General features: G+C 60.6%; 17 protein-coding genes and 1 pseudogene. 16 read left to right on the top strand and 2 right to left on the bottom strand.

The window, feature by feature from the left end:
- Positions 1–148: 148 nt before the first annotated feature.
- Complete coding sequence (locus tag HB777_21865) at positions 149–883, bottom strand: SDR family oxidoreductase (GenBank protein QND66300.1); 735 nt, start codon at positions 881–883, stop codon at positions 149–151.
- Positions 884–1,174: 291 nt separating this feature from the next.
- Between HB777_21865 and HB777_21860 the strand changes: the two genes are divergently transcribed.
- Positions 1,175–2,071, top strand: coding sequence for a LysR family transcriptional regulator (locus tag HB777_21860; protein QND66299.1), 897 nt, complete (start codon positions 1,175–1,177; stop codon positions 2,069–2,071).
- A gap of 307 nt (positions 2,072–2,378) precedes the next feature.
- On the opposite strand, the gene HB777_21855 is transcribed toward HB777_21860, so the two are convergent.
- The gene (locus HB777_21855; protein QND66298.1) at positions 2,379–3,386 is read right to left on the bottom strand and encodes a GntR family transcriptional regulator; all 1,008 of its coding nucleotides are present in this window, start codon (positions 3,384–3,386) and stop codon (positions 2,379–2,381) included.
- Between the two features lie 628 nt (positions 3,387–4,014).
- Between HB777_21855 and HB777_21850 the strand changes: the two genes are divergently transcribed.
- The 15 genes and pseudogenes from HB777_21850 (at position 4,015) to HB777_21780 (ending at position 20,480) form a co-directional block, all read left to right on the top strand.
- Entirely contained in the window at positions 4,015–5,091 is a 1,077-nt protein-coding gene (locus HB777_21850) for an ABC transporter ATP-binding protein (protein QND66297.1), read from the top strand.
- A 46-nt stretch (positions 5,092–5,137) separates the two neighbouring features.
- Positions 5,138–6,037: an ABC transporter permease gene (locus HB777_21845; GenBank protein ID QND66296.1), complete on the top strand. Its 900-nt coding sequence runs from the start codon at positions 5,138–5,140 to the stop codon at positions 6,035–6,037.
- A gap of 2 nt (positions 6,038–6,039) precedes the next feature.
- Positions 6,040–6,885 carry an ABC transporter permease gene (locus HB777_21840; GenBank protein QND66295.1) on the top strand — a complete coding sequence of 282 codons (846 nt, stop codon included), beginning with the start codon at positions 6,040–6,042 and terminating at the stop codon, positions 6,883–6,885.
- Positions 6,882–7,628 carry a glucose 1-dehydrogenase gene (locus HB777_21835; GenBank protein QND66294.1) on the top strand — a complete coding sequence of 249 codons (747 nt, stop codon included), beginning with the start codon at positions 6,882–6,884 and terminating at the stop codon, positions 7,626–7,628. The genes HB777_21840 and HB777_21835 overlap by 4 nt, the downstream gene beginning before the upstream one ends.
- An 8-nt stretch (positions 7,629–7,636) precedes the next feature.
- Entirely contained in the window at positions 7,637–8,419 is a 783-nt protein-coding gene (locus HB777_21830; protein QND66293.1) for an SDR family oxidoreductase, read from the top strand.
- 118 nt (positions 8,420–8,537) lie between these two features.
- On the top strand, positions 8,538–9,773 hold the full coding sequence (locus HB777_21825) for an extracellular solute-binding protein (protein ID QND66292.1): 1,236 nt from the start codon (positions 8,538–8,540) through the stop codon (positions 9,771–9,773).
- 64 nt (positions 9,774–9,837) lie between these two features.
- Positions 9,838–10,947 carry an ABC transporter ATP-binding protein gene (locus HB777_21820; GenBank protein QND66291.1) on the top strand — a complete coding sequence of 370 codons (1,110 nt, stop codon included), beginning with the start codon at positions 9,838–9,840 and terminating at the stop codon, positions 10,945–10,947.
- A 49-nt stretch (positions 10,948–10,996) separates the two neighbouring features.
- On the top strand, positions 10,997–11,878 hold the full coding sequence (locus tag HB777_21815; protein QND66290.1) for a polysaccharide deacetylase: 882 nt from the start codon (positions 10,997–10,999) through the stop codon (positions 11,876–11,878).
- 42 nt (positions 11,879–11,920) lie between these two features.
- Positions 11,921–12,253, top strand: coding sequence for a hypothetical protein (locus tag HB777_21810; GenBank protein QND66289.1), 333 nt, complete (start codon positions 11,921–11,923; stop codon positions 12,251–12,253).
- On the top strand, positions 12,246–13,295 hold the full coding sequence (locus HB777_21805; GenBank protein QND66288.1) for a GTP-binding protein: 1,050 nt from the start codon (positions 12,246–12,248) through the stop codon (positions 13,293–13,295). Before HB777_21810 ends, HB777_21805 begins: the two co-directional genes overlap by 8 nt.
- A 5-nt stretch (positions 13,296–13,300) precedes the next feature.
- A complete protein-coding gene (locus tag HB777_21800; protein QND66287.1) occupies positions 13,301–14,521 on the top strand; it encodes an extracellular solute-binding protein in 1,221 nt (406 codons plus the stop codon).
- A 28-nt stretch (positions 14,522–14,549) separates the two neighbouring features.
- Entirely contained in the window at positions 14,550–15,917 is a 1,368-nt protein-coding gene (locus HB777_21795) for an amidase (protein ID QND68862.1), read from the top strand.
- 68 nt (positions 15,918–15,985) lie between these two features.
- Positions 15,986–16,954, top strand: coding sequence for a cyclase family protein (locus HB777_21790; protein QND66286.1), 969 nt, complete (start codon positions 15,986–15,988; stop codon positions 16,952–16,954).
- 352 nt (positions 16,955–17,306) lie between these two features.
- A pseudogene (locus tag HB777_21785) lies at positions 17,307–18,286 on the top strand (helix-turn-helix domain-containing protein).
- Positions 18,287–18,452: 166 nt separating this feature from the next.
- Positions 18,453–20,480, top strand: a complete 2,028-nt coding sequence (locus HB777_21780; protein ID QND66285.1) for a hydantoinase/oxoprolinase family protein — start codon at positions 18,453–18,455, stop codon at positions 20,478–20,480.
- Position 20,481 lies beyond the last annotated feature (1 nt).

Below are 20,481 nucleotides of genomic sequence, written 5' to 3'. Positions count from 1 at the left end.
TCTCCGATCCGTGTTGGTATTGTTTCCCGAGCCTTCAACGGCGCTGGGTTATCCGTTCCGCCGTGTGGCGACCTTTGCGTATACGTCCTGCGGTGAACGACTTCCGCGCGGCCGGACGGTCAGCCACTTCCGGCGATCCGGCGCAAATTCAGATGGCCGAGAAGCCGCCGTCGACAGACAACTCCACCCCATTCACGAAGCTCGAATCGTCTGAAGCAAGAAACAGCGCGACCGCCGCAATTTCCTCAGGACGCCCCATCTTTCCCCGCGGGATCAGGGATTCGAACATCTGCTTCGCCTCCTCGGTGAGAACTTGGTCCTGCATCGGTGTGGCGATCGGCCCTGGGTGCAGCACGTTCACCCGGATATTCCTGCCCTTGAGTTCGTTGAGCCACCCGCGTGCGAATGCGAGCAACGTCGCCTTGCTCGCCGCATATACGCTGTAACCAGGAAAACCTTTGATCGAAGCAACGGACCCGGTCATGAAGATCGATCCGCCATTGTTGAACAGCGGCAACGCCTTCTGTACCGTAAACAGCGTGCCGCGCGCATTCAGGTTGAAGGCCGCATCGAAGTGCTGCTCGGTAACCTCGCCCAGTGGGACGGCTTCGCCCGTGCCGGCGCTCGCGTACAGGACGTCGATCTTGCCCTTTTCCCGCTTGACTGTATCGAACAGGCGGTCGAGGTCGTCGAGATTGGACGCGTCGCCGCGAACGCCGGTCACGTTCCGGCCGATCAGCTTGACGGCCTCGTCCAGCGCCTCCTGTCTCCGGCCCGTGATGAAAACATAGGCGCCTTCTTCAACGAATCGCTTGGCGCTCGCCAACGCCATGCCGCTCGATCCACCCGTGATGACTGCAACCTTACCGTCTAGCTTTCCCATGACTTTTCCTTTCAGGCTCTGCCTTTGGTCGTTCGGGAAGAACCCCGAGAGCCTGGAAATAAGTCTGCCGGGGTCAGGCTTTGAGTGCGGAAACGCGCACATCGGTGGTGCAAAATCGATCCGGCTGGACGATCGACGCTAGCCGCGACGATCGGTGTCCGCCGTTTGGAATTGGACCGTGCCTGTCGGCACGAGCTATGATGACCGCCCCGCGCCACCCACATATGAGATGCTTTTTGATGTGTTGGACACGGGCTTTGGAAGGCGCACCGCGCGGTGCGGGATTGCACCATGATCGACTGGGATGACGTTCGTTACTTTCTTGCCGTCGCGCGCGGAGGCTCGGTGCGGGCTGCCGCCGGGCGCCTCGGTGTGAATCACTCCACCGTGCTGCGACGCATCGCACAGCTCGAGGAACGCCTCGGGGCGCACATGTTCGAAAAGCTGCCTTCGGGCTACCGCCTGACGGCTGCGGGCGAGGAGGTCCTCGAGCTCGCGAACCAGATGGAAGCGTCGTCGCACCAGCTGGAGACGCGCGTCTTCGGGCGCGACCAGAGCGTGCGCGGGCTTCTGCGGGTGACGTTGGCTCCGCCCCTCGCGGCACACCTGCTCATGCCGGACTTCGCCGATTTCGCGCGCCTGCATCGCGACATCGAGATGGAAATCCTGTCGTCCGGCGAGCTGGCAAATCTGACCAACCGAGAGGCCGACGTGGCGATCCGCGTCGTCTACGACCGCAAAACCCTGCCGCTCAATCTTCACGGCCTGAAGGGACCGGAGCTGTTCGGCGGCGTCTATATGTCTCGCGATCGACTGGCCGCATGGCGTGCGGGCGCGCCTGATCCCATCCGGTGGATCGTCATAAGCATTCATGGAATTCCGGATTGGGCCAGCGAGGGTGAGGTTCGCACCACGGGGGTTCCATTCAGGACCACGGACGGCGAGGCGCAGATCGTTGCTGTACGGCAAGGGCTCGGGATCACGACACTGCCGTGCTTCGTCGGAGATGCCGACCCCCTACTGGTGAGGGTGCCGGGCACCGACCTGCACATGTACGGAACGCTCTGGCTTCTCACACAGGGGGAGACACGCAAGACGAAGCGCGTGCGGCTCTTCACCGAGTTCGTATCCCGCAGGCTCGCCGGATACGCCCCGCTTCTCGCGGGGCTGTCCATATCGCGCGACTGACGCCCGGCAGGTCGCCGGCGGTGCTTGCCGCAATCCGGTCGGAAGCCGAGCTGCGATCGCTTGAAGCGGCGTCGTTCAATCCGCGTATGTTGCGCCGTATCGTAACCGGCGCGAGGGCTGCTGGCGGCGACGGACGTCACCATCGCTGACGATCCTTTTGGCAGGCTGGAGACACGATCTCGTTGATTATCGGCGCTGCTGGCGATCTCTGTGACGACAATGCCCGGCCATGAACCGCCTCGGTCTGGCATTGCGGGATCGCATCAGCGTGGTTGCTTGAGCGCACGGGACGATATTTATGGTCCGGCTACTCGACCCGCGTCAGGTAACCGGCGGTCACACTCGGGCCTGGAATGATCGCGACGATTTTCATCTGGGCAATCATACGTTTCATTGCGGCGTCGAGATGTGTTTCCAGCATCGCGGCCGCGGCTGTCACGGCACCGCGGATGAGAAGCTCCACAATCAGGCGCAGTTCGGTGATGACCGTCGGATCGCCGGGAAGCCCGAGCTTGCGCAGCAGCCGCTCGGAAGCGCCAACGGGAAGCAGATTGTTGCGGATGAGCTCGCGCAGTTGCTCGTTCTCCGTGGTCAGTATGCAGGTTTCGATCAGTCGCGTTTGAAGCTCCTCGATATTCTTGAGGTGATCGGTGGTATCCAGTTCCTCAAGGGTCACAAGCTGGCTAAAAAGTTTCGTCAGCCTGTCGCGGTCAATGAGCGGTGCACCCGCCAGCAGCGACGACGGCTCCAGCATGCGGCGGAGCGCAAAGTGATCCTTGATCGTCTGGGCGGTCAGGGGGCCGGCCATCCAATGGGAACTCTGGTTCTTGCGCACAAGGCCACGTTCCTGCAGGCGGCTGAGGACGTCTCGCACCACGGTGCGGCTGACATTGAAGTGATTGGCGATTTCTATCTCGATGATCCGGTACTTGCCGAACACCACGCAGCCGGCAACGTCGGCTTCGACCGTGTTGTAGATACGCTCCCAGGACGAGCGGCTTTGAAGCGCTTCATCGGCATGTTGCAGGACGACAAGGCCGAGCGACTTTATGTCGGTGCGGTTGGGCACGATATCGCGACCTTGCGGGCCGACGAGAAACCCTCTGCCCTTGAAGCGGTGGACAAGGCCTTCGGCTTCGAGACGCAGAAGCGCGCGCTGAACGGGAGCTCGGGAGGTCTGCAGGATCTCTGCGATCGGTCCTTCGAGAAGAACCAGTCCGTGAGGAAGCAACCCGTCTTTGATATTGTTGCGCAGCACATCTTCGGCAATTTCGTAGCGCCGCTGCGTGTTCTGGCCTGCATTGCTGCGTGTCATGGCGAGAGGCATTCTCCGTCTTTGACCCTGATGAGAACAGGAAACTGGATGTCTGTGTGTACGCTATTTTGCGAACGTTTCACATCGACAAATAATGACTTTTGCATACAAAATCTGAAAAATCGGACCGGCAACGCCGGAATTTTCGAAGCGCGTATAGTTGGCATGACGCTTGCTTCGAACCCATGGCGGCCAGGGAATCTGCGCTAGAGAGTGGATTTGTGCCGTAAATTTAGGCTCTGTTTGCTCCAAACAGGCAGCGTTTTCGCATTGTCTAGGCATAAATTGTTACTTTGTTACAAGCGCGTTGCTCATTTCGATAGGGCGAAAGCGTTTTGTGAAATGTCGATGCAGGCGCTGGCGCCGATCAGCTATTTCACGCGGTGCGCTCAAAATAGCGAAATGCTAAAAAGCCTATTGAATACAAAAATCATTTATGCCATAAATTTTGAAGCGGATGCCGGAAGAAGCATCCCGAGGTGGATGACCACAACCACAAGAAACGGATTGCTTCAATGCGCGCAGATCGTGCGCGCAACCGCTATCGGCTTGCCCGTTCGCGGAAACGTTTCCGCACCGCGCGGTGACGTAAGCGACAGTTTACTTGCGAGAAACCGGCAGGGAAATCGTGGCGGCAGTTTTGCAGCTCTCTCAGGTGACAAAGGCTTACGGCGCGTTGCGGGCGCTCGACGGCATCGATATCTCGCTGCCGGACAACGCCTACATCTCGCTTCTCGGTCCGAGTGGATCGGGCAAGACGATCCTGTTGCGCGTGATCGCCGGCTTCGAGGCTCCCGATAGCGGCAGCATCCTTTTCAAGGGCGAACGCGTCGAAGCGGTTCCGCCGCATCGCCGCAACATCGGCTTCGTGTTCCAGAATTTCGCTCTGTTCCCGCATCTGTCCGTCGCAGGCAACATAGCTTTCGGCCTGGAGAACCGGGAATTGAATCCAATCACGGATTCGGCCGTCGTTCGCGCCAAGGTTAGGGATATCGTCGCTCTCGTCGGTCTGACCGGTCTTGAAGACCGCGGCGTCGCGCAGATTTCAGGCGGCCAGCGTCAGCGCGTGGCGCTGGCCCGAACATTGATAACCGAGCCGTCGCTGGTCCTGCTGGATGAGCCGCTTGGCGCGCTCGATGCCAATTTGCGCACGCGCATGCGCGCCGAGCTGCGGGCGATCCGCGAGCGCTGCGGCGTAACGTTTCTGCATGTGACCGGCAGCGAGACCGAAGCACTGGCAATGGGTGACACCGTTCTCGTGCTGAATCGTGGGCGCATCGCGCAGGCAGACGACGCCGACACCGTCTACAACCGGCCGCGGTCGGCGGCCGTGGCAAGATTTCTCAATTGCTACAATCTCTTCGAGGGGCAGCTCGCGAAGGATGATTTCGTCAGTCCGGTAGGAAAATTTCCGTTGCAGGGTCAGCAGACTGATGCGCGCGGTCAGCCAGCCTATGCCATCCGTTACGATCGAATCTCCATCAGGCCGCTCGTTGCCCCCGTTACAGCAGAGGAAGTCCGCATCGAGGGTACGTTCATTGCCGATGAATATTCAGGTGCGGCCATCAACTCCTTTTTCTCGCTCGATGACGGGCGTGTGATCGAGGTCGAGTCCCATCTCAGCCAGGCAGCGCCAGAGGCCTGCGTGCCGCACGGCCGCTACGCCCTCGTCTGGAAACGCCAGAATGCACTTGTCTATGCATGAATTGCGCTTGGGCTCTGTTTTTGCCAGCGGAATGGAGAATTGAACGATGGCGATGACTGCCGCCACGGCTGAAGCCGCGTCCGCCGACCGGTCCGCGAAGAAAATGCCCGACAGGACGTTTTGGCTGCTCGCGCCTGGCGTGATCTGGATGGTTCTTTTTCTCGTCGTGCCGATCCTGATGATGGTCTACGTCTCGTTCTGGACGCAGACCACATTTGCGATAACGCCGACGCTGACGACTAAGAGCTGGATGACGTTCTTCTCCAGCGACACCTATCTCAGCGCGCTTTGGACGACAATTCGCATCTGGCTCATCGTCCTGGCGGCAACCCTGATCGTCGGATATCCGGCTGCTCTTTTTGTCGGGCTGTTCGTGCGCAACAAGACCCTGCAGACGGTGCTCTTGGTGCTCTGCGTCATTCCGTTCTGGACATCGTTTCTGATCCGCGTTCTCGCCTGGCGTCCCATGCTCGGCAAGGAGGGCGCGATCAATCTCATTCTTCAGGGCGTCGGCCTGATAAACAGGCCGATAGAGGTGCTGCTGTTTTCCGAGCTATCCGTCATCATTGGCATGACGCAGATTTATTGCGTGTTCATGGTCGGGCCGATCGCCTTCATGATGGGCCGCATCGACCAGAGCGTCATTGAAGCCGCACAGGATCTCGGTGCCGGCTTCTGGCGGATTTTCCGCACCATCATCCTGCCGTTGTCGATGCCGGGCGTCGTGGTCGGCGCGATCTTCGTGTCGGTGATGGTGCTCGGCGAATTCGCAACGTCGGCGGCCCTGTCCGGCCGCAAGGTCAATCTTCTGGGCAATATCATCGTGACGCAGGTCGGATCGCTGAAATGGGCATTTGCCGCGGTCGCGGGCGTGATCCTGACCATCCTGATGGGCATCGTCGTCGCTGCGCTGCTGCGTGTGGTCGATCTCAGGAAGGAGCTCTGATCATGCAGGCAAACGGAACAAAGCTGGCTCTTGGCATCTATACGGCACTGTTTCTCGTGTTTCTCTATGGCCCGATGGTGGTTCTCGCCATCCTGTCCTTCCAGACGGGGCCGGAAGGCGGCCCGCAGTTCCCGATCATCGAATGGTCGATCTACTGGTACAAGCATCTTTTCGGCATGACGCCGCCGACGCGCATCGCACCGCTGCCGATTGAGGAGGCGCTCGTCCGCTCGCTCATCCTGGCGGTGATGACGATGATCGTCTCGACCGTTCTCGGGGTTACCTCGGCACAGGCATTCCGCAAGAAATTCACCGGCTCCGGTTTTGCTTTCTATCTGATCGTGCTCGGCATGATGGTCCCCGGTGTGCTTGTCGGGCTTGGCATGGCGCTGATCGCCAATGCATTGGGTATCGACCGGCACTGGTGGGGAACGACCTTCGTCCTTCATGTCGTCTACACCTATCCCTTCGCGTTCCTCGTAATGCTGGCAATTCTCAACCGCTTCGACCAGAGCGTCGAGGAGGCCTCGTGGTCGCTTGGCGTGTCGCCGGTCAAAACGTTCCGCAAGGTGACGTTTCCGCTGATTTTTCCTGGCGTCCTCTCGGCGATGCTGTTCGCCTTCACGCTGTCCTACGATGAGTTTTCGCGCACCCTGTTTGCATCGGGCCGTGACCTGACGCTGCCGCTTGCAATCTACGGAACGTTCTCGGTGGAGGTCCATCCGAACGTCTTTGCCTTCGGCGTGCTGACGACGCTGTTTTCCTTCGCACTGCTCGGGACCTATGCGGCGCTGATGATGCTGTCGATCCGCCGCGCCCGCCGGGTCGCCATTCAGGAGGAGGCATGATGCCCGGCGAAACAGCGAGCGCAATCGTAACCGGCGCCGGTTCCGGGATAGGCAGGGCGATAGCCGTTCGGCTCGCCGCCGATGGTTATGCCGTCCTGGTGAACGACTTCAATCTCGAACGCGCGCAGGCCGTGGTCGCGGAAATTGCCGCCTCTGGCGCAAAAGCAGCCGCGGCCGCCGGCGATGTCTCGTCCCAAGAGGACGCAAAGGCCATCCATGCGGCGGCCGTCGCGGCCTTCGGCGACACGGATCTACTGATCAACAATGCCGGCATCGTGCATCAGTCGCTGTTTGAAAATCTCGAGATAGAGGATTTCGACCGGATGTTTGCGGTTCATGTGCGCGGAACCTTCCTGATGACGAAGATGGTTCTGCCGGCGATGCTGAGGGCTGGCAAGGGCGCCGTCATCAATGTCGCGTCGCAGCTTGGCCAGATCGGCGGCGTCGAGCTTTCGCATTACGCGGCCGCCAAATCGGCGATCATCGGCATGACCAAGTCGCTGGCCCGAGAGGTGTCGAGCCGCGGCGTGCGCGTCAATGCGGTTGCGCCTGGGCCTATCAACACACCGCTTGTTCGGGAACTGTCGCAGGAATGGCGCACCCGCAAGGCATCCGAGCTGCCGCTTGGCCGTTTCGGCGAGCCTGAGGAAGTGGCGGCAACCGTCGCCTTTCTCGCTTCGCCGCAGGCCAGCCTGTTTGTCGGACAGACGCTCGGTCCTAATTCCGGCGATGTGATGCTGTGAGCGAGGAAATGACGATCATGACTGACACGCCGCTTTCTTCCCGTGTCGTTCTCATCACCGGTGCCGGCATCGGCATCGGCCATGCGACGGCCAAGGCCTTCGCAGCGCTCGGCGACCATGTCGTCGTCACCGATGTGCTGGAGCGCGAGGGCAACGACACGGTCGAGGCCATCCGGATGGCTGGCGGAGCAGCTGAGTTCCATTTTCTGGACGTGCGCTCGACGTCCGCTGTCGATGCGCTGGTCGCCGACGTGGAGGCGCGTTTGGGCCGGATCGATGTGATCGTTGCCAATGCCGGCATCGCCCACAAGGCGCCGCTCGAGACGCTAGACGACGACAAGTGGGACCTGACGTTCGATATCGATCTGAAGGGCATTTTCCGCGTTGCGCGTGCCGCGGTTCCCGGAATGAAGGCGCGCAAATCCGGCGCCATCGTCGCGCTCTCCTCGATCATGGGGACGTCCTATGGCTGGGACGAACATGTGCACTATTCCGCCGCCAAGGCTGGCGTCGTCGGCCTGGTGCGCGGCCTTGCCGTGGAACTCGCCCGTGACGGCATCCGCGTCAACGGCATGGCGCCTGGCTATATCCGCACCGCCCAGCTTCTGTCGGAGGAAAATTCGCTGGGGGCGGCGGGCGCCGAAGCCGCGGGCGTCTTCATTCCAATGGGGCGCATCGGCGAGCCCGAAGAAATCGCCGACGTGATCACATTCCTCGCATCACGCGGCGCCAGATACATGACCGGTCAGACGCTGGTCGTGGATGGAGGCCTCCTTGTGGGCCGGTACTAGCACACGACTTCCTCCGAAAATCCCGAGAGGGTTTTCGGAATTATTACGCCAGAACAATGAATTAGGGTGTCCACAAGGGGATGCTCCGGGGACCACAAGAACAACTGGAGACAAAGCAATGTCAGTTTCGTCAGAAATCAATCGTCGTTCACTGTTGAAGCGTTCCGCGGGCGCCATGGCGCTTGCGATGGGAGGCGGCACGCATTTCCTGTCTTCCAGCGCCGCTTACGCGCAAAGCACCGCGCTTACATCCGAGCAACTGCGCACCATCGGCCTTTCGGTGACCGTTCAGGAACGCATCCTGGCCGACTTCAAGACGGCAAGCGGCGTCGGCACGACCTCGGGCACGGCGGCAACCTTTCCGGATGCGCAGACCAAGATCCTGTCCGGTTCCAAGGACTATGACGTGTGGGAAACCATTGGCGAGCGCCTGCCATCCGTCGTCATGACCGACAATGCCGATCCGATCGCGACCTCGGCGCTGAAGAACTGGTCGAACATCCGCGACATCTTCAAGAAGCCCGATCCGAAGTGGCCTGCCTCGGCGCAGATCGTCGGCCAGATCTGGACGGACGAAACACAGACGGCGTTGTGGATGGTGCCTTCGGTCTTCAACTTCGATTCCGTTGGCTACAATCCGGAGATCGTTTCCGAAGAAGAAGCAAACAGCTGGACGGCGATTTTCGATTCCAAGTGGAAGGGCAAGTCCGGCCTCAACACCGACCCGTTGACCGCTTTCGGCCAAGCCGTGATGGCGATGAACACGCTTGGCCTCTCGGATGTGAAGAACCCGGGCAATGCATCGGCAGCCGAGATCGACGAAGCCGCGAAATTCCTGATTTCCAAGAAGAAGGACGGCCAGTTCCGTGCCCTATGGGGCGATTTCGGTGAACTGGTCAACTTCCTCGCCTCCGGTGAAATCGTCGTGTGCGACGCCTGGCAGCCGGCCGTCATGGCCGTCAAGGCTCAAGGCAAAGCATGTAAATACGCCATCCCCAAGGAAGGCTATCGCGGCTGGTCGATCGGCAACACCATGCTGAAGGGCACGCCCAACAAGGCCGCCGTCGAAGCCTACGCCGATTACTGGCTGTCGGGCAAACCGGGCATCACTGTTTCCGAGCAGGGCTACTATTCGCCGACGACCAACATCAAGGAGGTCATGTCGCCTGAAAAATATGCCTTCTGGTATGAAGGCAAGCCCTGGATCGGCGCTGAAGAGCGCGGCATCAAGGAAGGCGATCTGCGTGATGGCGGTTCACTCGAAACACGCGCCGCCAACGTCGCCTACTGGCACCAATGGCCGGAAGAATATGATCACCTGGTGCAGAAGTGGGATGAATTCTTGAGCGCCTGATGTCTGACGGGGCGGGCGATCAGCCTTGCTTGCCCGCCCCATACCCTTTTGCGAAGTGAGTGCGATGATTTACGATCTCGAACTGTACAAGATCGGCAAGGTTTACGACAACGGCACGCCAGCCGTGATCGACTTCAACCTGTCCGTCAGCAAGGGCGAGTTCATCGCATTCCTCGGCCCGTCGGGCTGCGGCAAGACAACGACCCTGCGAATGATCGCCGGGTTCGAAAGCATTTCCTCCGGCAACATGATGGTCAAGGGCGTTCGCATCAACGATATGCGACCCGCTGACCGCCCGACATCGATGATCTTTCAGAACTACGCCCTGTTTCCGCACATGACGGTCCGCCGCAATGTCGGCTATGGCCTCGAGGTCAAGGGGATGGCGAAGGCCGAGCGTGACGCCAAGGTCGATCGCATGCTTTCGACGCTTGGTCTGGACGATGTGGCCGAGAAAAAACCCGACAGGCTTTCCGGGGGCCAGCGCCAGCGCATCGCACTTGCCCGCGGCCTGGTGGTCGAGCCGGATATTCTCCTTCTGGACGAACCGCTGGGCGCGCTCGATGCCAATCTGCGCAAAGCCATCCAGAACGAATTGAAGCTGCTGCAAAGGACGCTTGGCATCACCTTCGTGTTCGTGACGCATGCGCAGTCGGAAGCATTGGCGCTCTCCGATCGCGTCGTGGTGATGAACCAGGGCCGGGTCGAACAGATCAGCCCGCCCCATCAGCTTTATACACGCCCCAACACCCCGTTTGTTGCCCGGTTTATCGGCCGCAACACGATCTTCACTGGCGCGGTCAAGGGCATTGAAGACGGGCGTATCATCGTCGACACGCCGCTTGGAACGCTTGCCGGCGGCGCCAATGGCGACATGAACGCCGGTGCCGACGTCAATGTCGTCATTCCGGCCGAAGCCATGCAGGTTCATACGCTGAGCAGCGCCACGCGCGCGGCGATCTCCAGGCAGTCCGGCGGCAATGTCATAGACGCCAAGATCCGCCGCTTCGATGTCGTGGGCCACATTTCCCACCTTTCGGTCGAGTTGCCGGATGGGCGGGAGATCGCGCTCGAGGCGCATATCGACAAATATCCGCCGGGCGTCTTTCCCGTGGGATCGCCTATCCTGCTTGCCTGGAACCCTGGCCAGGCAACGGTCATCCCGGCGAACTGAAACCATCGAGCCCATAAAATGGACCGGAAAACCCCAAGGAGAAAATGACATGGCAAAGGAAATTCTGTGCAGCTTTGGCGTCGATGTCGATGCCGTGGCCGGGTGGCTCGGGTCTTATGGCGGCGAGGATTCACCGGACGATATTTCGCGCGGTCTGTTTGCCGGTGAAGTCGGCAGCATGCGCCTTCTGAAATTGTTCGAACGGTTCGGCATCAAGACCACATGGTTCATTCCCGGTCACTCCATCGAGACGTTCCCGGAGCAGATGCAGGCCGTGGCGGACGCAGGCCATGAAATCGGTATTCACGGCTACACCCACGAAAACCCGATCGCGATGACACGCGAACAGGAGATCGAGGTCCTCGACAAGTGCATCGAACTGGTGACGAAACTGTCCGGCAAGCGCCCGACCGGCTATGTCGCGCCATGGTGGGAGTTTTCGACAGTCACCAACGAATTGCTGCTGGAACGCGGCATCAAGTACGACCACTCGCTGATGCACAATGATTTCACACCGTACTACGTGCGTGTCGGCGACAGCTGGACTAAGATCGACTATTCCAAAAAGCCCGCCGACTGGATGGTGCCGCTGAAGCGCGGCCACGAAACGGACCTGATCGAAATCCCGGCATCCTGGTATCTGGACGATCTGCCGCCGATGATGTTCATCAAGAAGTCACCCAACAGTCACGGCTTCGTCAACCCGCGCGATATCGAGGACATGTGGAAGGCTCAGTTCGACTGGGTCTATCGCGAGATGGACTACGCGGTCTTCCCGATCACCATCCATCCCGATGTCGCCGGCAGGCCACAGGTCCTGATGATGCTGGAACGGCTCTACGCCCATATCAGCAGTCATCCCGGCGTCAAATTCGTTACGATGAACGAGATCGCCGATGATTTCGCCAAGCGCTTTCCGCGCCGGAAATAAGGTCGATAATGCCGGCGCTTTGTCCGTCATGAGGTCGTAGTCATGTGTTCGCTGTGCGGAATTCTGGGAAGCAATGAGCACTGGGCCGATGCGGTGGCGCGTCCGGGCGTGTTTACACGCAACACCGAGCGTGTCGACCGCCGCCGGGAGCGGGCGAAGCGCGTCCGTATCGCCGGCCGTATTCTCACCGAGTTCGGCATGTCCCTGTCGGACTGGCAGGGCAGTTCGTTCCTTCTGTCGACCCGCACGGGCAAGACGGAGATGGTCGAGGATCTTGGACATCTGTGGCCGCTGGCGGAAAAGATCTCCGGCCGCGTCTGCGATCCGCTGTCCCATTCGCTGATCGAGAGACTGGAGGGCGGCGGCGATGCCTGATGCTTTCCCCGACTTCACGCCGGTCAACCTGCTGACCGGATTTCTGGGCTCCGGCAAGACCACGCTTCTGCGCCGTCTGCTGCAAGATCCGGCGCTCTCCGATACGGCGGTGCTGATCAACGAGTTCGGTGAAGTCGGCCTCGACCATCATCTGCTGGAGCGGATCGATGACACCATGGTGCTGCTGCAATCGGGCTGCGTGTGCTGCACCATCCGGGGCGAACTGGCGCAGGCGATGCGCGACCTGCAGTCAAAGCGCGAACGCGGCATCGTCCCGCCCTTCCGGCGGCTGATCATGGAAAGCACCGGGCTTGCCGATCCGTTCCCGGTTCTGTCCACTCTCAAATCCGATCCTGTGCTGCGCCATCATTTCAAGGCGGCAAATGTGATCACCACCCTCGATGCGGTGAATGGCCTGGTCCAGCTCGAAACCCATGGCGAATCGGTGCGGCAAGCGGCAATCGCCGATGCGATCGTGTTGACCAAGACCGATCTGACCGATGAGCCGGCGATCGCCCGGCTGATGCAGCGCGTGCGCCGGATCAATCCGGATGCCCCCTTTGTCGACGCGCAAGGCGATCACTTCGATGTCGATCGTCTGCTAAACGCAGCATCGGGTTCGGGTGAGGGCGCGCCTTCAAAGGGCGGCTTTTATTGCGAGGAGCCGGTGTCCGTCATCGGCGAAGCGGGCAGCGCCCATCAAAAGCCGGTGCATTCCTTCGTCATGACCATCGACGCTCGTATCGACTGGACCGCCTTCGGACTGTGGTTGACCATGCTGCTCAATCGGCACGGCGACAAGGTCCTGCGGGTCAAGGGCATCCTCAATATCGAGGGAGAGGACAACCCCGTCGCCATTCACGGCGTCCAGCATCTCGTCCATACCCCTGTTCACATGACGGGATGGCCATCGGATGATCGCCGTTCCCGCATCGTTTTCATTGTTGACGGACTGGATGCCGATTTGATCCGACGCTCTTTTTCTGCCTTCAACCGGCTCGGGCTGCCACAGCCCGCAGTGAAGATCATCGAGACCGCGTAGAGGACATGAACAAGCACAACAAGCCATCGGCACTGTCGTCGCCCGCGGTTCACACGCAGGGCCGGCCGAAGCTTCGCATTCTCGGCACGGCAATTTCCCTGCTGGAGGAACTGCGGCTCGGCGCCGAGCGCGATCTCGGCATGGATATCGAATTCGACAATCAGGATTTCATGACGGCGCAGCACAAGGCGGCGCTGGAACCGGACACCTATGATATCTACGACCAATGTTTTCACAATCTCGATATCGTCTGGTACTGGCGGGCGGTGCAGCCGATCGATATCGATCGGATCGGCCTCTGGGATGAAATCACCGATCTGACCAAAACGGGGCGCATCGGTCCGAACGCGCGGATCGGCCAGGGCGATGCCCCGGTCACCAAGCTTTTCGTACAACCGAACCTTGCCCTGGACGAAAAGCCGTCGCGCTGGATTTCCATGCTGCCGACGACCCACAATTTCGACAGCTTTGCCTACAGTCCCGAGGTTATAAACAAAAACTCTGCGCGGATGACCTCGTGGGCAGCGCTGCTGGACGAGGGATTTCACGGCCATGCGGCGCTGGTCAACGAGCCGGCGATCGGCATTTTCGACGCGGCGCTCGCAGCCCAGGCGGCGGGCCTGATGACCTTCAAAAATCTCGGCAACATGTCGGTCGAGGAAATCGACAGACTGATGGATATTCTGGAGGCGCGCAAGAAATCCGGATTCTTCAAGGGGTTCTGGAGATCCGCCGAAGATGCCGCCGATCTGATGACCTGCGGTGACGCCGTCATCGAAAGCATGTGGTCGCTCGGCATCAGCAAGCTGGACCTGCGCGGCGTTCCCGTGGAGCTGGCAAATCCGGTGGAGGGCTACCGCGCGTGGCACGGCGGGCTATGCCTGTCCAAGCGGCTGAACGGACGCATGCTGGACGCGGCTTACGAATATCTGAACTGGTGGCTGTCGGGATGGCCAGGCGCCGTGGTTGCGCGCCAGGGCTACTACATGTCGACGCCCGAACGGTCCCGGGCGCACATGACGCCTGCCGAATGGGACTACTGGTACCAGGGATTGCCGGCGGCGAACGACCTTCCGGGGCCGGATGGATTGCTTCGGGTCAAGGCGGGAGCGGTCAGAAGCGGCGGCTCTTACTGGCAACGTGCCAATTCCATTGCAGTCTGGAACACCACCATGGACGAACACAATTATCTCGTGCGCCGCTGGATGCAATTTGTCGCGGCCTGAGAACACCCCCAGAAAAGGAAGCATAGCCATCACAAAAAAACTGAACTCCCTGTCTGTTGCCCAACTCTCGGTGATGATCCAGTCCGGTTCGGTTGACCCGATCGAGGTGGCCGAAGCGACGTTCGACGCAATTGCCGCCCATGCCGATACGGCCGTTTTCATCAGCCTGTTGCGCGACCGGGCAATGAGCGAGGCGGGCGCTGCCTCGCGCCGGATCAGGGATGGTCGCTCACTTGGCCTTCTCGACGGCATTCCGGTTGCCTGGAAGGACTTGTTCGACATCGCCGGCCTGGCAACGACGGCGGGCTCCAAGGTTCTTGCCCATGACGCGCCGGCACTCGACGATGCCGACGTGGTCTCGCATTTGAAGGCGGCCGGCATGGTTGCCACCGGCCGCGTCAATATGAGTGAGTTTGCGTTTTCGGGGCTCGGTATCAATCCCCACTACGGCACACCGAAGAACCCCAGAAGTACGGATGTGCCGCGTATTCCGGGTGGCTCTTCGTCGGGCTCTGGCGTTGCTGTCGCAGCCGGTCTGGTTCCGGTCTCGATCGGAACCGACACCGGCGGCTCGGTGCGCATCCCTGCCGCCTTCAACGGCATTGTCGGATACAAGGCCACCCGCGGGCGCTACTCGATGCGCGGCGTCTTTCCGCTGGCGCGGAGCCTCGACGCGCTGGGGCCGCTCTGCCGGACGGTGCGGGATGCCGTCTGGATCGATGCCGCCATGCGCGGCCTGTCAGCGCCCTCGATAACCCACGGTTCCCTCCAGGGCCTGACCATCGTGATCCCGCAGAATGTGGTGTTCGACGATGTCCAGTCCGGTGTTTCGGATGCGTTCGAGGCGGCAATCACCCGCCTTGCCAAGGCAGGCGTCAAGATCGTGCGGTTTGCCATTCCCGCCTTCAATGAGATTCTGGATCTGACGGCCAAGCATGGCGCGCTGGTGACGGCGGAAGCCTATGCCTTGCATCAGAGCCGGCTTTCCGGCCCGGAGGCCGCCGACATGGATCCGCGCGTGGTGACACGAACGCGGCTCGGCGCCAAGATCACGCTTGTCGACTATCTCCAGATCATCAATGCGCGCACCCGCCTGATCGGGGAGGTCGCTCGGCTTGTCGATGCCGGGGCGCTGATCGCCTTTCCGACCGTCGTCCACGTGGCGCCGCCGATCGAGCCGCTGAAAACCGATGACGACCTCTTCGTCAAAACCAACATGCGCACGCTCCGCAACACGCTGCTCGGCAATTTCCTGGACTGGTGCGGGGTTTCCATACCTTGCGGCACGGGCGAGGCCGGCATGCCTGTCGGCTTCCTGCTGTCGGCGCTGCCCGCGCGCGACGAGCAGCTGCTGTCGGTGGCGCTTTGTGCCGAAGCGGTCATTCGCGGCGAATAGCGCTGCCGTCCAGATGAATATGGAAGCCCTTGGTCGGGTTTCCCAACTGAAAAACAAGGAGAACAGCAATGTGCATGGCGTGTTATGTCGACGAGGCGATGAAAAGCAAGATCATTGCCTACAATGCCGAATTCCATAAGGTCACCAAGAGTCCCTACGGCAGCGACGACGAGATCGGCATGCTGAACCTTATCGATGCCAAGTCCCGCTCGGCCATCATGAGCCGCACCGATCCATCCAAGGTGTTCGATCTGTCAGTGGATCATTTCATCGGCATGCCCGGCTGGTTCGGTGCCGGCGATCAGCCATATCAGATCTGGATGACGCACACGCCGCAGGGTGAGATCGTTGCCAACGCCATGGGTGTCACCCCCGAAGCCAACAAGCTCGTCGGCTATTCCGGCGATGCGATATCGATGTACACCCATTGTGGGACCCACATCGATACCTTCAACCATTTCGGCTACAATGGCGAGATATTCAACGGGTTTACCGCGCGCGACCATCTCGGCAGCCGCGCCTGGCAAAAATGCGGACCGGAAAAATATCCGCCGATTTTTGCGCGTGGCATTCTGCTGGATGTCGCGGCTCTCCACGGCGTCGATACGTTGCCGCCGAGCCATCCGATCGGCAAGGCCGATATCGAGGGTTGCCTGAAGAAACAGGGCCTGTCGATCAAGCCTGGTGATGTCGTTCTGCTGCGCACGGGCCAGATGCTGCTATGGCCCGACAAGGTGTTCGCCAGCAACACGCCGGGGCTCAATCGCGAAGGCGCCGAGTATCTCGCCAAGCACGGCGTGATCATGATCGGCGCCGACAATCTGACACTGGAACAAACACCTTCGGCACATCAGGAGAATTTCTTCCCCGTTCACACCTATCTCCTGGCCGAAGCCGGCGTTCCCATCTTGGAAATGGCCCAGCTGGAGGAACTGGCGGCGGAAAAGGTCTATGAGTTTGCCTTTTTTGGTGCCTGCATCAAGCTGCGCGGCGCCACGGGAACGCCGATGCGGCCGGTGGCGATGCCGCTTCGATAAATTGCGCGCACGCCCGCGAAACTGCGCGCTTGCAAGCAAGTACTAGCGGCTGTCCGATCGAACAGCGACAGGCTAGAGCAATTCCAGGAAAAGTGTGAACGGTTTTCCCGGGAAAAGCGCATAGCGCTTTCCCTTGGGAATTGCGTCAAAACAAAGAGTTAGAGCAGTTCATAGTTTCCACGAAACGGTGAACTGCTCTGAGGGAAATCGAACCCCGTTCCGGCATGGGAAAGCGAGCCAGCTGCCAACGACCACATAAGTTTATTCGTTTTTGACCAATACGCGGGGGCGGATTCCTGTAATCTTCAGAAAAACACCGGGCTAACCGGGGGCCAACCAGAAAGGTCGGGGAATGAAATACGTCGTCGATTCGATCGGCGGTCCCGCCGGCGGTGATGCCTGGCAAGCCGCTGTTACCGAAGCCTATTTTCCGCTCGACACCGAGTATCGGAACCGTCGTGAATTTTCAGGCACGTTGGAAACCTTCTCTCTCGGGCTCGTCAGCGTGTCCAAAATGCGCTGCGATGCCGTGAGCTATCGCCGCCATCGCCGCCACTTCCTCAACGAGCGTGACGCCAGCCTGCTCATCACCATCCCGGAGATGTCGGAGGTGAATTTCTCGCAAGGGTCGAGAACCGTCAATTGCAGTCCGGGGGCTTCCTCGTTGAGAGGGGAGATGCACCCTACGAATTCTGGCACGGCAAGCCAAACGCGCTGTGGGTCCTGAAGGTGCCGTCAGCGAGCGTTCGGGCGCGGATCGGATCCGCCGAACGGCTCAGCGCGCTCAGTTTCGACGCGACCCAAGGCATCGCCGCGCTCTTCCTCGACACGGTGCGAACCACGATCGGCCATCTCGATGAGATCACTGAAGTCGCTCGTGAGATGATGGGCAGGCACATACTGGAAATGCTGTGCCTGTCGATCGTGAGCGACGATCGCGTGTTGGACAGCAGCATCTCGTCGATCCGAGCCGGCCATTTGCATCGCGCCGAGCAGTATATTCGCGACAATCTGAAGAGTTCCGGCCTCGGCCCGCAGGCGGTGGCCGATGCCTGCGGCATCTCCCTGCGTTACCTGCAGGTTCTTTTTCAGGACAGCAACAAGTCGATCAACGGCTTCATCCGCGACGCCCGGCTGGAACTTTGCGCCGAGGAGCTGATGTCGGTGACCAACATCAGCAGCGTTGCCGAGATCGCTTACCGCTGGGGCTTTGCTGACCAGTCTCAGTTCTGCAAGCACTACCGGACGCGATTCGGCTGCGCACCGACCGATACACGTCGCGAAGCAGCGAACCGGGCAGGCCGCGCTTCAACCTCAAGAGAGCGGCACTAGAGCAATTCCAGGAAAAGTGTGAAGCGGTTTTCCGTCCGGAATTGCGCCAAAACAAAGAGTTAGACCCGACGAAATCCGAGCCAAGTCCACAATCTATTGCGACGTCGCCCCGGCAAGGGGCGGCGAAAGCCGAGCCTTGCCCGCAAAGACCCGCGAAGGAACTGTCATGAGCCGAATTAGAGTTGCCGTCGATGTCGGAGGGACCTTCACCGACATCTGCATCATGGACGAAGACAGCGGTGCGATCCGCATCGAAAAGACCGCCTCCACGCCTGACGATCCCATGCGGGCCATCATGAACGGCGTGGAGCAGGGCCGCATCGATCTTTCCCAGGTGACGATGTTCTCTCACGGCACGACGGTCGCCACCAATGCGTTGATCACCCGCCGCCTGCCACGCACCGCAATGGTCTGCACCGAGGGTTTCCGCGACGTTGTCGAGATCCGTCGCGCCAACAAGGAAGACCTCTGGGACACCTACAAGGATGTCGCCAAGCCCTATATCCCACGCCGCGACCGGCTGACCGTCCGCGAACGGGTCAGTGCCGAGGGCACGATCCTGGAAGCGCTGGACGAAGAGGCCGCGCGCCGCGTCGCGGACATTCTCAAGAAACGGCAGGTCAAGTCCATCGCCGTCTGCTTCATGAACTCCTATGTCAACGGCGCCAACGAGCGCCGCATGCGTGAGATCCTGAAGGAGGCCATGCCGGATCTGCCGGTCTCGATCTCCTCGGAGGTCATGCCGGAAATCTTCGAGCACGAACGTTTTTCCACCACCATGGCGAACGCCGTCTGCGCGCCGGTCGTCGTCGACTACGTGTCGCGTCTCGGAGAAAAGCTGGCCGCCGCCGGATACAAGCGAGATCTCCTGTTGCTGCACAGCGGTGGCGGGGTCATGACACCCGCGAGCGTCAAGGATTTTTCAGCCCGGCTCGCAGGATCGGGCATCGCAGCCGGCGCGATCGCAAGCCGCTTCATTGGAAATCTCTGCGGCTTCCTGAACTCGATCGGCTTCGACATGGGCGGCACCAGCACCGACGTCTCGCTCGCATGGAACGGGGAGTCGCGCATCACGAAAGACTGGTACATCGAATTTGGATATCCGATCCGCTTCCCCTCCATCGAGGTGCTGACCATCGGTGCGGGCGGCGGGTCGTTGGCATGGCAGGACGAAGGCGGCAGCTTGCGCAACGGACCGCAGTCCGCCGGCGCCTTTCCAGGCCCGGCCTGCTACAAGAATGGCAATCGCACCGCCACCAACACCGATGCCAATGTCGTGCTCGGTCGTCTCGGCACCAGCCTTGCGGGCGGCAAGATCACGCTCGACCCCGCTTTGGCCGCCCAGGCGGTGCAGGAGACGGTGGCGGCACCCTTCGGCATGGAACTCCACCAGGCGGCCGAGGCGATCATCGCCGTCGCCAACGCCAATATGGGCAATGCCGTCCGGCTTCTCTCCATCAGCCGAGGCTATGATCCACGCGATTTTGCACTCGTCGCATTCGGCGGTGCAGGCGCATTGCACGGAGCGGCCGTGGCGAAGGAGCTTTCGATTCCAACCGTGATTGTGCCGCCCAATCCCGGCGTCACCTCCGCGCTCGGCTGCCTTCTCGTCGACGTGCAGCACGATTTCTCAGAAAGCTTCATGGCCGATGCTTCGACTGTCTCGCCTGCCGAGATGCAGACAGCCTTTGTTCAAATGGAAAAACAGGCCGTTGAGCGCCTGGCCCATGAGGGCGTGGCGCAGGAAGACATGGCGCTGCAGCGTACGGTCGAGATGATGTACCAGGGCCAGTGGCGCTCGCTTGCGGTGTCGGCGCCGGCGCAGATCGAGAGCATCTGCTCGCTGATCGAGGCGTTCCACAACGAGCACGAACGCGAGTTCAACTACCGCCGCGAAGAGGCGCCGGTGTCGATCTTCCGCATCGCAGTCAAGGCGATCGGCATCGTCCCGAAAGCCGAGATACCGCGGCACGAAGTCTCGCCGCATGAGCCACGGCCGGCCGGCCGCCGCAGTGTCTGGTTCGACGGCGTATCTCATGATGCAGCCGTGTACGAGCGTGACCAATTCAGCGCCGGCGCCGCCTTCACGGGGCCTGCCATTGTCGAACAGTTCGATTCCACCACCGTGGTTCCGCCGGGAATGAGCGCGACCGTCGATGGCTTCCTGAACATTATCATCGTTACGAAAGGCTGAG

Source organism: Mesorhizobium loti, from assembly GCA_014189435.1.
In the GTDB taxonomy this organism is placed as follows: Bacteria; Pseudomonadota; Alphaproteobacteria; order Rhizobiales; family Rhizobiaceae; genus Mesorhizobium; species Mesorhizobium loti_G.
This window is presented reverse-complemented; position numbering and strand designations above follow the sequence as displayed.